Source organism: Planococcus sp. FY231025 (assembly GCF_052078085.1).
Classification (GTDB): Bacteria; Bacillota; Bacilli; order Bacillales_A; family Planococcaceae; genus Planococcus.
The window spans coordinates 52,695-65,352 of the sequence record NZ_JBQJJG010000004.1 but is presented as its reverse complement, the minus strand read 5'-3'; the positions used below and the strand labels follow the sequence as shown (position 1 = coordinate 65,352).

Below are 12,658 nucleotides of genomic sequence, written 5' to 3'. Positions count from 1 at the left end.
AGCTGCTGCGCAAAACCTGCCGCTGGCTGCCACCACCCCATTGGCACCCGGCTGCTGGCATAAAGAAGGCGGCGGCTAAAAAGGAATTCCTGAAAACTGCAGCGAAGTAACTAACAGAAAGAAAAAGGAGGATGGCGAATGGCAGGAGATTTCAAAGTATTAAGCGGTGCCGAACCGTATACAGCAGAAGGCAGCCGTACCGGCGTACTCGTTTCACACGGCTTTACAGGGACCGTGCAGAGCATGCGGCCGCTTGGCGAAGCATTTGCACGGGAGGGCTATACGGTGACGGTCCCGCGCCTGGAAGGCCACGGCACCCACCACGAAGAAATGGAAGGAACGACGTACCAGGATTGGATAGCCTCTGTTGAAGAGGCTTTTGCCTGGCTGAAGGAACGGTGCGACACCATTTTCATGGCCGGCCTGTCGATGGGCGGAACGCTCGCCCTCTATATGGCGCAGCAGCACCCTGAAATCCGCGCCATCTCCCTGATCAACGCGGCAGTGGACGTGCCGGCGATGAAGTCGGTGCACGATATGCAGGAGGACATCCGATTCCTCGATGCCATCGGCTCGGACATCAAAAAACCGGGCATTGTGGAACTGGCCTACGAAAAGACGCCGGTCGCCTCCGTCAAGCAGATCCTCGCATTCATGGACGAAGTGCGCAGCGGCTTGTCCGATGTCCGATGCCCGGCGCTGATTTTCGTATCGCCGGAAGACCATGTGGTTCCGCCTGAAAATGCGCAGCTCATCTATGACGGCATCGCTTCCGAAGAAAAGTCCATCATCGAAATGCCCGAAAGCTACCATGTGGCTACGCTCGACAACGACCAGCAGCGCATCATCGATGAAACGCTGGCGTTCTTTAAAAAACACGAATAGCAAGGGGCCGGAAACCTTTCAGGTTTTTAGCCAATAGAAAAAGAGCCTTCCGTCCGGTAATTCACGGGCAGAAGGCTCTTTTGGATGGCTGCTCCTCCCTCCATTCCCGAACCGCTCGATGGCAATAAACCCCGGCGAACCCAAAAGAACCGCCCATCCGTTTCGAGATGGGCGGTTCAGATTTTAGCGCTGCACTAATCAGCTTTCGATCAGCGGGCTACAGGTTTTTTCTCAGGAAAACCGAGCGTCCGGGCTGTATGTTCATGGATTTCGCGGAGCAGTTCCGGGTTATCCATCAACGCCAATCCGTACGAAGGAATCATTTCCTTGATTTTCGGCTCCCATTCGACGATGCGTTCCGGGAAGCATTTCGTGATGACTTCCAGCATGACGTTCACGGCTGTCGACGCACCAGGAGATGCGCCGAGAAGCGCTGCAATCGAACCGTCCGAAGCTGTAACCACTTCGGTGCCGAATTGCAATGTGCCTTTTCCGGATTCGGTATCTTTGATGACCTGGACACGCTGTCCGGCTACAATCAGATCCCAATCTTCGCTTTTCGCATCCGGAATAAAGTCACGCAATTCTTCCATGCGCTGTTCTTTCGTCAGCATGACTTGCTGGATCAAGTATTTGGTCAGCGCCATCTCTTTCGCGCCTGCCGACAGCATTGTCAGGACATTGCTCGGCTTCACGGAAGTGATCAAGTCGAGATTCGATCCGGTTTTCAGGAACTTCGGCGTAAAGCCGGCAAATGGCCCGAACAGCAATGATTTCTTGTTGTCGATAAAGCGGGTATCCAAATGCGGAACGGACATTGGCGGAGCGCCGATCGCCGCTTTTCCATAGATTTTGGCGTTGTGCTGGTCGATGACGATCGGGTTGTTGCAGACCATGAACAGGCCGCTTACCGGGAATCCGCCAATATGCTTCGATTCCGGGATGCCGGATTTCTGCAGCAAGTGGATGCTTCCGCCGCCGCCGCCGATAAAGACGAATTTCGCCGTCTGGCGCTTCGTTTTGCCGCTTTGTTGATCCTTTACTTTCACTTCCCACAGGCCGTCTTTCGTGCGCTTCAGATCTTCGACGCTGTGGTTGTAATTGACGTCCACATTGGCACGCTGGAACTGGTTGAACAAGATGCGAGTCAATGCGCCAAAGTTGACGTCAGTCCCTGTGTCGATTTTGGTGGCCGCAATCGGTTCGCCCGGCTTCCGGCTATACATGACCAGCGGCATCCACTCTTTCAACCGTTTCGGATCTTCGGAGTATTCCATGCCTTCGAACAACGGGTTTTTCGACATCGCTTCAAAGCGCTTTCTCAAGAAACGGACGTTGTCTTCCCCGCGGACCATGCTCATATGCGGCAATTGCACGATGAAATCTTTCGGGTTCGGCACCACTTGTTTGTTCACGAGGTGCGACCAGAATTGCATGGACACCTGGAATTGCTCATTGATTTTGACGGCCTTGCTAATATCAACAGATCCATCAGATTTTTCGGTCGTGTAATTCAGCTCGCAAAGTGCCGCGTGCCCGGTTCCCGCATTGTTCCATTCGTTGGAGCTTTCCTGCCCAGCGCTTGAAAGTTTTTCATAAACGGAAATTTTCCAGTCCGGCGCTAATTCTTTCAGAAGGATTCCCAATGTCGCACTCATAATTCCGGCACCTATCAAGATAACGTCTGTATCAGCTTCTCTATTGCTCATTATTACCTTCCTTTTCTAACCTGAAATTTGGAGAAAGGATGCATGCGCTGCCCGTTCTGTCGTTCCGGGAAGGCCATCTTTTCCTTGTTACTACTAACTATATCATAATGTGAGATTGATAATTATAGCTCAAAACATTTCTATTATAAGCCATTTCGCCGAAATTGTCCGTCTATGAGCCTCATTTCCCCCTAAAAAACAACGTTTTCGCTCCATTTTTTGATAACGCCGGGCTGTATTTCATTTTCCGGCTTTGCACTGCTTTACAGGAAGCCAGCCGGGCAATGCAGGAATCTCCCCCTAACTTCTTGAATGGTTAGGAGAGTCCGGATGCAACCCATCCAACAGTAAAAAATGAATGGAGGCAACAAGATGCAATTAGGCGCTTTTTCAATCAGCCTCGCCGTGAAGGATATCCACGCATCAAAAGACTTCTATGAAAAAATCGGATTCGAGGCGTTCGGCGGCGACATCAAGCAAAACTGGCTCATTATGAAAAACGGGCCGACGATTATCGGGCTGTTCCAGGGGATGTTCGAGAAGAATATGCTGACATTCAATCCGGGATGGGACCAAAACGCCCAGAACCTGGACGCGTTCACTGACATCCGCGAACTTCAGAAAAACCTGAAAGCTGCGGGGGTCCCATTCGCCAGCGAAGTCGATGAATCGGGCCAAGGGCCAGCCAGCTTCATCATTGATGACCCGGATGGGAACCCGGTGTTGTTCGACCAGCACCGGTGAAGAATTCTTTCTTATAACAAAAAGGACGGCTCGCAAGCTGCAAATGCAGTGTGCGAGCCGTCCTTCTATGAGTGGCTCCCTTTTACGTTGCACCGGCCGCGGAAGCCGCTGCCTGATCAGCTTTTACACAGTCGATCGCAATGACAAGCGAAAGGATAAGGTGCTCCATTTCTTCATTCCATACCTGAACTTTATAGCTGTCGCCCCATGTGAACCATTCCTTGCTCACTTCCCCTACGACTTCCCCTCCGCGCAGAATCTGGAAATTCATATCCCACCAGTTGCCCTGCACATCCAGGCCCGCCGCCTCGATCGTATATCGCGCTTTCAGGAACGTGAACTCCTTCTTGATCGTCACGGCTTCCTGTCCGTTGACTTCTACAAAAAATGTCGGCAAAAAACTGAATGTCTTTTTCGTAATCAGCGCCACTTCATTCCGCTCGGCGTCCATGACTGTGAACGTCTTCGGGATTTGCATGAAGCTGCCTTCCACAAAATAGGCATCCTGCTCCTCTTGGTCTTTCACGGTGAATTTGCCGCTCAAGCTGAATACTTTTTGCTTGATGTAGAATTGTTTCATCTGATTTCCCCCTTTGTGCTTGGCTAAAAACCTGCTTGCTTACACCTCGGACTTCCCAAGTTTTACCGAAGCTTCTTTCCTGACGATACCGGCAAGCACAGCGCCCATGGCTGCCCAAATAAACCCGGTGAGGAGCATCAGCAACACCATGACCGGCTTCAGGATCCGTTCCGACAGACTTCCCGAAAGGAACGGAAGCAGGCAGAACAGGAGCGTAACGGTGAACAAGGCTTCGGCCGATCGTGCCAAGGCGCGCGGAATCTCCTGGCTGCCACGCAGCTGGATCATCAGGGAACCTGCGCCGGCCAAGAGCAGGAGCGTCCCGGAAAACAAGAACAGAAGGCCGAATGGAATTCCGGAACCGGTGAAATAAATTTCAAAAAAGTGGAACAGGCCATTGAAAACCAACGCAGCCGCAAGGATCACGACGGACTTCCTTACCTTCCCTTTATACAGCGCGAAAAGAACATACAGCCCTCCGAGGCAGAGAAACGGGAACAGGAACTTGATCCAATCAGTGAAATCACTGGCAATATAGCCGGTATTGGCCCTTCTGCCCAATACCAGCCAGTCGTATAACGGCTTCAATCCCCACAACATTCCGCCTATCACACATGACCAAGCAGCTACTGTCTTCAAGCAGCGTCTCCCCTTCGTTTCAGCGTTTATATACCTATTCCACATCCTCTGTAAAATCCCTTTTCGGCGTCCCTACTAATAAAATCCGGCGCAGGAGAGGTTCCCGGCGCCGGATTTTCGGTGAACAAACGACCGCTTTTGGTTCATGAATTCCTGCTTTCCCTTTTACCCTGCCGGTGCATAGACAATCCGGTTTCTTCCCATGTTTTTGGCTGCGTAAAGCAATTTATCGGCTCTTTTCACCAACTGGTCCGGCGGCTTGTTTGATTTGGATCAAGAGCTTGTCCACTTCCTCTTGTTTGTCCGTATACAAAATCAATGAATCAGACATAGGTGAATGCCTTGGATTGTTGTAAAGTAAGAGGAAAGGAGCTAAAAATATTGAATGAAATCTATTCGAACACCATTTTTTCCGGCATCTTCCTGGTGGTTTTACTTTTAATCGTTGTTCATTTCCTAACTAAAAACAGGCACCATAAAGATTTTTACCTTATCGTAACTGGTTGTGGCTTTTTCGGAGTGTTGGCCTTGTATCTTTTTTCCACAGGAGTTGCGGACATCGTTAGTTTCAAGACGAACAATTTCCATACCTCAGAAGGAATTTGTGAAATTTTCTTTTTCGAGGAAAATAACAGTGCCCGGGGTGGTCATCCAAGCTATTATACGGTGCACATAAACGGGCTGAACCTAAAAGCAGCTGCCGACGAATTCCCTTTTTTGCAAGAAGAAAACATCCATTGTAAAGCTACATACTTGAAAGCAACCGGAACATTAGTGGACATAGAACTTAACAAGTGAGCCGATATTCAAGATGACCGCTTTTTCACTTCTCCAAATTTAGGATAGAATCATTTTTCACGGGCAACCACCGGTAGCGAATGAAGGCAAAATTAAAGACATGAGCCCGGCAAACCAGCGGGCTCATGTCTTTGTAATTTATAGATACCATCTAACTTTCGGCGAGCTTGCTCTGCAAGCTCCGATTTTTCCTGATCAGTTTACAACATCAAAACGGTCGGCATTCATCACTTTGTTCCATGCTTTGATGAAGTCGCGGACGAATTTTTCTTTATTGTCATCTTGTGCGTATACTTCGGCAATTGCCCGCAGGATCGCGTTCGAGCCGAACACCAGGTCAAAACGTGTGGCTGTGCGGACAACTTCTTCAGTGCCGCGGTATCTGCCTTCGTATTTATTGAACTCGGCCGGCGTCCACTCGATGTTCATATCCAGCAAGTTGACGAAGAAATCGTTTGTTAACACGCCGACTTTATCGGTCAGAATCCCTTCGGTAGCCCCTTGGTGATTCGCACCGAATGCGCGCATGCCGCCGACTAGTGCCGTCATTTCCGGTGCAGTCAGGCCAAGCAAGTTCGCTTTATCAAGCAGCATTTCTTCCGGGCTGGTTGCATATTCTTTCTTTTGGTAGTTTCTGAAACCGTCTGAAATCGGCTCCAATACCTTGAAGCTTTCCGCATCCGTTTGTTCTTCGAGTGCATCTCCGCGTCCTTGCGTGAAAGGAACGGCAAGGTCGAAGCCGGCTGCTTTTGCAGCTTGTTCAATGGCAGCGTTCCCTCCAAGCACGATCAGGTCCGCAATGCTGATTTTATCGCCAGTTTCCGCTTTCAGCTGCTCGTAGAAGGAAAGAACTTTCGCCAATTCTTCCGGCTCGTTTACTTCCCAATCGCGTTGAGGCGCGAATCGGATGCGTGCTCCGTTGGCACCGCCGCGCTTGTCTGAATCACGGTACGTGCTAGCAGAAGCCCACGCTGTTTTGACCAAAAACTGCGGGTTTAATCCGCTTTCAAGGATCTTCACTTTCAGCTCATCCAATTCCTTGTCTTTTACTGCACCTGGTGCTTCCGGTACCGGATCTTGCCAGATCAATTCTTCTGTTGGAACTTCTGGTCCCCAGTAGCGCTTTATCGGTCCCATATCACGGTGGAGAAGCTTGAACCACGCGCGGGCAAAGGCATCTTGGAACTCTTCCATATTTTCATAATAACGGCGGGAAATTTTTTCGTATTCCGGATCCATGCGCAGCGCCATGTCTGCCGTCGTCATCATCGTTTTCACTTTGATGGATGCATCTTCTGCGTCAGGCGCCATATGGTCTTCGGGCAGATCTTTTGCCGTCCATTGATATGCACCGGCAGGAGATTTCGTCAATTCCCACTCGTAGCCGAGTAATTGCTCGTAATAGCCGTTGTCCCATTGAATCGGGTTGGCCGTCCATGCGCCTTCGATGCCGCTTGAAATCGTATCGCGGCCTTTTCCTGAGCCGTAGGTGCTCTTCCAGCCCATGCCCAGGTTTTCCATAACAGCTGCTTCCGGATCGTCCCCTACGTTAGAAGCGTCTCCAGCACCGTGGGCCTTGCCGAATGTATGCCCGCCTGCAATCAATGCAACGGTCTCTTCATCATTCATTCCCATGCGGCCGAATGTCTCGCGAATATCGTAAGCACTTGCAAGAGGATCCGGTTTGCCGTTCGGTCCTTGCGGATCGACATAGATCAAGCCCATGACAACTGCAGCAAGAGGTTCTTCTAACTCGCGGTCTCCTGAATAACGGTTGTCCGCCAGCCACTCTTTTTCATTGCCCCAATAAACGTCTTCTTCGGGTGCCCAAATGTCTTCACGGCCTGCCCCGAATCCGAACGTTTTGAAGCCCATGGATTCAAGTGCCACGTTGCCCGTTAAGACAATTAAATCAGCCCAGGAAATTTTGTTGCCGTATTTTTTCTTGATCGGCCACAACAATCGGCGGGCCTTGTCCAGGTTGACATTATCCGGCCAGCTGTTAAGTGGTGCAAATCGCTGGTTTCCTGTAGCGCCGCCCCCGCGTCCATCTGTCGTACGGTAAGTACCTGCGGCATGCCAGGACATGCGGATGAACAACCCGCCGTAATGGCCATAGTCAGCCGGCCACCAGTCTTGGCTGTCGGTCATCAAAGCATGAAGATCTTGCTTTAATGCCTCATAATCCAATTTCTCGAATTCTGCTTTGTAATCAAAATCTTCCCCTAGAGGATTCGACTTTTTATCATGCTGATGCAGGATGCCCACGTTCAGCATGTTCGGCCACCAGTCTTTATTTTGTGTTTTGCCCGGTTTGTTCGAAGTTGTGATGGCACTGTCCCGATGTCCGTCAGTTTGGCCTCTTAGTTCCCCGCCGCCTGCGCCGGTTACCGGACATTGTGCATCTGCTGCCGCTGTGTGGCGTTTTTTGTCATTGCTGTCATGTACATTGTTCTCCATCTTTTAACCCCCTGAGTAATTAAGTGCAAAAAGCGAATTTCAGTTTATAACTATTATCCATGGCCATTGCCAGAGGCAGATAATAATTCTTACATTAGAATTGTACTAAAGTGGGCTACGTCTGAACAGCAATAAGAATTCAAACAAGTTCAAATTTTTTGACCAGTATGTAATCTGGAAATTACCGGAAATTCAATCGGTCGAATGTTAAATAAAAAGCAGATTCCGATAGCCTTGCTTCGGGATCTGCTTTTTAAATTTGAATCAGCGCCGGTTTCCTACCAGAACTGGCCGAAGAATGAGGCAAACAAGACAAAGACGATAATTAGCACAGCGATAGTAATGATGATGCCTGGTATTATGACGATGAAAAATCCTTTCCAGGACGAAACGCGATGCGCTTCGCCTACCGCTTTGCAGACGATGACGAATGTCCAAATCGAAACGACTGCCATCACCACAGACATGATTACCACAATCGGATTCCCTTCCACGTCCATGCGGTCCGCAAAGAACGTTTCCGGTGCTGCCAGCGCCCAGATGACCAGCACCGGCAGGAGCCAGATTTGCGGTATCTGTGCAGTGGCCAGCGCCTTGAACATGTCCCCGTAGGAAGCCGTCCCCTTGAACAGCCGCCCTACCAGCAGCAAGATGGCAGCACCGATGAAATAGCCGAAAGCACTGCCGATCGGCCCGCCGATCAGCACCTGAATAAAGATGTTCCACCCTCCCATATCGGCGCTGCGGGTGTTCATAAGCCCGATCAGACCGGATGCAAAGCCTGTCAAGACGATGAGCAGAATAATAAAATTGACAGGCTTCCGGTCAATGACGAAGCGGACCGTTTCACGTGTGCGCAGCCAAATAGCGGTGAATGGATTCACTTCATGTTCTTTGCGCAATCGCTCTTCCCTTACCATGGTTTCTCCCTCCTTTCGGTTGCCATTTAGGCAACAGCCTTTTCTAATTACTAATATTTACTTTGTTCTTTTCTACTGTAAGTTATCAGAATTATCAAATAAAATATAGCATTTAATTCTTTTATTTGATAAACACCGCATCCACAAAGGAATTGTGCAACAAGGGAGAGGGGAAATTCGCTCGGCGTTGCGGCCTGTTCTTCACTACTTCTTCAAGCGGCACCTAAAAAAGATGGGCGAAGCCATGACACTTATGGCTTCGCCCATCCATCCGGGGGCTTATTCATTTTGACTTCCGGTTCTTTTCTGCTTCACCGGGCCCATGCCGCAATGGCTGCGATATCTTCCGGTGTGGTCCTGCAGCATCCGCCGATGACTCGTGCGCCTGCTTCATGCCATCCTTTGGTGTGGGCGGAGAACGGGTTTGCCGACGGCTCTTCGCTCCACGTCTTGCTTTTGGCATCGTATTCTTCGCCTGAATTCGGGTAGACGATGACCGGTTTGGCAGACCGGCTTTTCACTTCACCAATCAGCGATTCGATAAAGCCTGGCGCGGAGCAGTTGATGCCGATGGCCGCTGCCTGCGCTTCGCCGTCCAGCCATTCCGCACAGGCGGAGATCTTTTCTCCGTCACTGATGTGGAGCCCGTCTTTCGCACTGAAGCTGAACCAGGCATGGACATCCGGAAAATCCTTGAGCACGTGTACGATAGCTTTCGCTTCCGCAAGGCATGGCAGGGTCTCACACGCTAAGATGTCGGCTCCCGCTTCGATTAGCACCTGGATGCGGTCTTTGTGGAAAGCCACGAGCTCCTCTTCGGTCAGCGAATAATCGCCGCGGTACTCGGAGCCGTCCGAGAGAAAAGCGCCGTAGGGGCCGACGGAAGCCGCCACTAACGGTTTCGGCCTTGCGGATTTGTCTGCAACGCCTGCCCAGAATTCATCGCGGGCCCCGACGGCGATCCCGACCGACTGTTGGATCAAACGGATCGCCTCTTCTTCTGTAAGCCCTCTTTCCTGATAGCCTTGGATCGTTGCCTGGTAGCTTGCTGTGATCGCACAGTCCGCCCCTGCCTCAAAATAATCCAGATGGACTCTTTTGATCATTTCCGGGTTTTCCATGACGATTTTTGCCGACCACAACCGGTCATTCAAATCACAGCCGTAATTCTCAAGTTCTGTCGCCATCGCGCCGTCGAGAATGAGGACCGGAAAGTCCTTTAAAATCTGTTCAATCGGGTTCATGCATCCTCATCCTTTCCATGTCCACCTTCAAGATACTGTCCTTAGTTGCTTCTGTTGGCTCTACTTAAGAATTGCTTTGTCCGTTCCATTTTCGGATTATTGAAAAGCTGTTCCGGCGTTCCTTCTTCGACAATCTGTCCGTCTTCCATGAAAACGACGCGGTCGGAGATATCCTGCGCAAAATGGAGCTCATGGGTCACAATCAGCATCGTGTTCCCTTCGTCCGCCACTTTCCGGATCGTCGCCAGCACTTCGTCCACCAGCTCCGGATCCAAAGAGGAGGTCGGTTCATCGAACAGCAGCACTTCCGGGCCCAGCGCCAGTGCCCGCGCAATGCCGACCCGCTGCTGCTGGCCGCCCGACAATTGGGCCGGATAATGGTTCATCCGGTTCGCCAATCCGACCCGTTCCAGGATTTCCATGCTCCGCTTTTCGGCTTCTTCTTTATGTAATTTCTTTACACTGGTCAACCCGATCATGACGTTTTGCAGCACCGTGAAATTCTTGAACAAGTTGTATTGCTGGAACACCATGCCGGTCGAATTCCGTAAGGAGACGATGTCCGCTTTTTTGGCTGATTCGGCGTCCACTCGTTTGCCGCCGATCTCCACAATCCCGCGGGTCGGCTCCTCCAGGAAATTGATGCAGCGCAGGAGCGTTGATTTGCCTGAACCGCTCGGCCCCAGAATCGAAACCACTTCGCCTTTCTTGACGTTCAAGTCGATTCCTTTCAGTACGTGCTGGCTGTCGAAATACTTATGGATATTTTCCAATTTGATCATCACGCAATCCTTCTTTCATATCGGCGTGCCCGCTTCTCGACTCTTACCAGCAGCCGCTCCACTGCGATGCAAAGGATCCAGTAGACGATTGATACCGCGATATACACTTCAAAAAATGCCAATCCGCGGGATCCGAGAATTTTCGCTTGCCCCATGATGTCGATGACGCCGATGATGAATACCAAAGACGTATCCTTGATCGTGCTGATGAACATGTTTCCGAGGTTCGGGATGGCTGTGGCCAGCGCCTGCGGGAAAATGATCTTGATCATCATTTGTGACGGGCTCATTCCGATCGACTTGGCCGCTTCAAACTGCCCGCGGTCAACTGACTCAATCGCAGAGCGAATCGTCTCGGAAAGATAAGCTCCCAGATTCACGGAGAATGCCACCAGCGCATAGACTTCAGGCGGGATGCTGTTGACGTCCGCCGACTGGAGCCAGCCGTATTCGATCTGCAGATAGTAGATGATTTTCGGAATCCCGTAAAACACCAGATAGATCTGGACCAGTAAAGGCGTTCCCCTGATAAAGGATACGTAGATGGACGAAATCACCCGCAATACCGGGACTTTATAAATTTTGATAAGGGCGGTAATCACGCCGATCAATAAGCTGATAACCAGCGACCCCACTGCGATGCCTATCGTGATGGGCAACCGCGCAAGGATTGCGGGAAAGCTTTCGATTAAAAAATTGATATCCAGTAAATTCTCCATTGTCTCTTCCCCTCCACAAACCTATTCAGGGATGTACTCTCCGCCGGTCCACTTGTTCGACAGCTCCGCGAGTGTGCCGTCCTGCTTGAGCTCTTCAAGAACAGGGTCGATCAGCGCTTTCAGCTTTTCGCCTTCTTCTCCGTTTTTCAAGACGATTCCCATGTCGTCATTGACCAATGGCTGCCCGACAATTTCCACGCCCAGATCGTTTTTCTCCAAAACTGCATCGATCATGATCGGATCGTTGACATAAGCGTCGATTCGGCCGTTTTGCACGTCCTGCAGAATCTCGGAAGGGTTGCCGCTTTCGCTGTATTTCAATTCGATCGGCGTCGCTGCTCCCTTATTGTATTCCTCCAAGAGCAAAGTGTAGGAGTCGCCGGCCAAAGCCCCGACTTTCTTGCCTTCCAAGTCTTCAATCGTCTGGATATCTTCTCGTCCCTTCTTCACGGCAATGACCGTTTCGGCCGCAAAATAGGATTCATCGGTGAACAGATACTTTTCTTGGCGTTCCGGCGTTTTCGCGACTTGGTCGGCGATCGCCTGGATTTTATTGGACTCGAGCGCCAGGAACATGCTATCCCAAGGAACGGCGGTGAATTCGAACGTGTAGCCGTCCAGTTTCTCATCGACCGCTTTGACCACTTCCACATCATAGCCGGTCAATTCGTTGTTATCGTCCGCAAACGCAAACGGCGGATAGTCATTCTGCGTTCCCACCAGGATCACTCCTTCGCCCGTGGCTGTCGCTTCTTTTGACGAACAGCCGCTTAAGACGCCGCCTGCGCCGATCAATAAAACCAGTGAGAGGGTTAAATAATTTTTTCTTTTCATGTTAAAACTCCTTCGTTAGTAGAGAGTCGCAAGCTCCTGCCTTGCAGGAAAACCTTGCGCTATTGGGATGGATGAGGCAAGTAAACGCAAAAAAACCTATTTCGATAGGAAATAGGTTTTAATCTAGATCTTATCTCTCAGAGCAAATGCCCTGCAGGAATTAGCACCGCTCATGAAAATGATGGTTGCTGGACGTCACAGGGCCTGTCCCTCAGTCTCTCTTGATAAGTTATTTAATTTTTTTACATAATTAAGATAGTATTTGAGATTACCGCTTCTGTCAAACACATTTTTCATCTATTTCGAATTTTGATGAATTATTTCCCGGGAAATGTCCGGAATTC

General features: G+C 50.4%; 12 protein-coding genes and 1 riboswitch. Of the genes, 3 read left to right on the top strand and 9 right to left on the bottom strand.

Features of this window, described 5'->3' with window-relative positions:
- Window positions 1–138: 138 nt before the first annotated feature.
- On the top strand, window positions 139–885 hold the full coding sequence (locus ACTL32_RS03595; protein WP_441340171.1) for an alpha/beta hydrolase: 747 nt from the start codon (window positions 139–141) through the stop codon (window positions 883–885).
- A gap of 209 nt (window positions 886–1,094) precedes the next feature.
- On the opposite strand, the gene ACTL32_RS03590 is transcribed toward ACTL32_RS03595, so the two are convergent.
- Window positions 1,095–2,594: a malate:quinone oxidoreductase gene (locus tag ACTL32_RS03590; RefSeq protein WP_441340170.1), complete on the bottom strand. Its 1,500-nt coding sequence runs from the start codon at window positions 2,592–2,594 to the stop codon at window positions 1,095–1,097.
- Between the two features lie 372 nt (window positions 2,595–2,966).
- On the opposite strand from ACTL32_RS03590, the gene ACTL32_RS03585 reads away from it, so the two are divergent.
- Window positions 2,967–3,338, top strand: a complete 372-nt coding sequence (locus ACTL32_RS03585; RefSeq protein ID WP_441340169.1) for a VOC family protein — start codon at window positions 2,967–2,969, stop codon at window positions 3,336–3,338.
- 82 nt (window positions 3,339–3,420) lie between these two features.
- Here the strand turns inward: ACTL32_RS03585 and ACTL32_RS03580 are convergent, their stop codons facing one another.
- Entirely contained in the window at window positions 3,421–3,918 is a 498-nt protein-coding gene (locus ACTL32_RS03580; RefSeq protein ID WP_204893192.1) for an LURP-one-related/scramblase family protein, read from the bottom strand.
- A gap of 39 nt (window positions 3,919–3,957) precedes the next feature.
- Window positions 3,958–4,557: a hypothetical protein gene (locus ACTL32_RS03575; protein ID WP_441340168.1), complete on the bottom strand. Its 600-nt coding sequence runs from the start codon at window positions 4,555–4,557 to the stop codon at window positions 3,958–3,960.
- A 381-nt stretch (window positions 4,558–4,938) separates the two neighbouring features.
- Between ACTL32_RS03575 and ACTL32_RS03570 the strand changes: the two genes are divergently transcribed.
- The gene (locus tag ACTL32_RS03570; RefSeq protein ID WP_441340167.1) at window positions 4,939–5,355 is read left to right on the top strand and encodes a hypothetical protein; all 417 of its coding nucleotides are present in this window, start codon (window positions 4,939–4,941) and stop codon (window positions 5,353–5,355) included.
- A gap of 195 nt (window positions 5,356–5,550) precedes the next feature.
- Here ACTL32_RS03570 and katG read toward each other — a convergent pair whose 3' ends face one another.
- The 6 genes from katG to ACTL32_RS03540 all read right to left on the bottom strand — a co-directional run bounded on the left by katG (window position 5,551) and on the right by ACTL32_RS03540 (window position 12,314).
- On the bottom strand, window positions 5,551–7,815 hold the full coding sequence (katG, locus tag ACTL32_RS03565) for a catalase/peroxidase HPI (protein WP_441340166.1): 2,265 nt from the start codon (window positions 7,813–7,815) through the stop codon (window positions 5,551–5,553).
- Between the two features lie 278 nt (window positions 7,816–8,093).
- Window positions 8,094–8,735, bottom strand: a complete 642-nt coding sequence (locus ACTL32_RS03560; RefSeq protein WP_441340165.1) for a Yip1 family protein — start codon at window positions 8,733–8,735, stop codon at window positions 8,094–8,096.
- Window positions 8,736–9,046: 311 nt separating this feature from the next.
- Window positions 9,047–9,979: a homocysteine S-methyltransferase gene (mmuM, locus tag ACTL32_RS03555; protein ID WP_441340164.1), complete on the bottom strand. Its 933-nt coding sequence runs from the start codon at window positions 9,977–9,979 to the stop codon at window positions 9,047–9,049.
- A 41-nt stretch (window positions 9,980–10,020) separates the two neighbouring features.
- Entirely contained in the window at window positions 10,021–10,761 is a 741-nt protein-coding gene (locus ACTL32_RS03550; RefSeq protein WP_441340163.1) for an amino acid ABC transporter ATP-binding protein, read from the bottom strand.
- On the bottom strand, window positions 10,761–11,480 hold the full coding sequence (locus ACTL32_RS03545; RefSeq protein ID WP_441340162.1) for an amino acid ABC transporter permease: 720 nt from the start codon (window positions 11,478–11,480) through the stop codon (window positions 10,761–10,763). The genes ACTL32_RS03550 and ACTL32_RS03545 overlap by 1 nt, the downstream gene beginning before the upstream one ends.
- 21 nt (window positions 11,481–11,501) lie before the next feature.
- A complete protein-coding gene (locus tag ACTL32_RS03540; RefSeq protein WP_441340161.1) occupies window positions 11,502–12,314 on the bottom strand; it encodes a transporter substrate-binding domain-containing protein in 813 nt (270 codons plus the stop codon).
- A gap of 127 nt (window positions 12,315–12,441) precedes the next feature.
- Window positions 12,442–12,545: riboswitch (SAM riboswitch) on the bottom strand.
- Window positions 12,546–12,658: the final 113 nt, after the last annotated feature.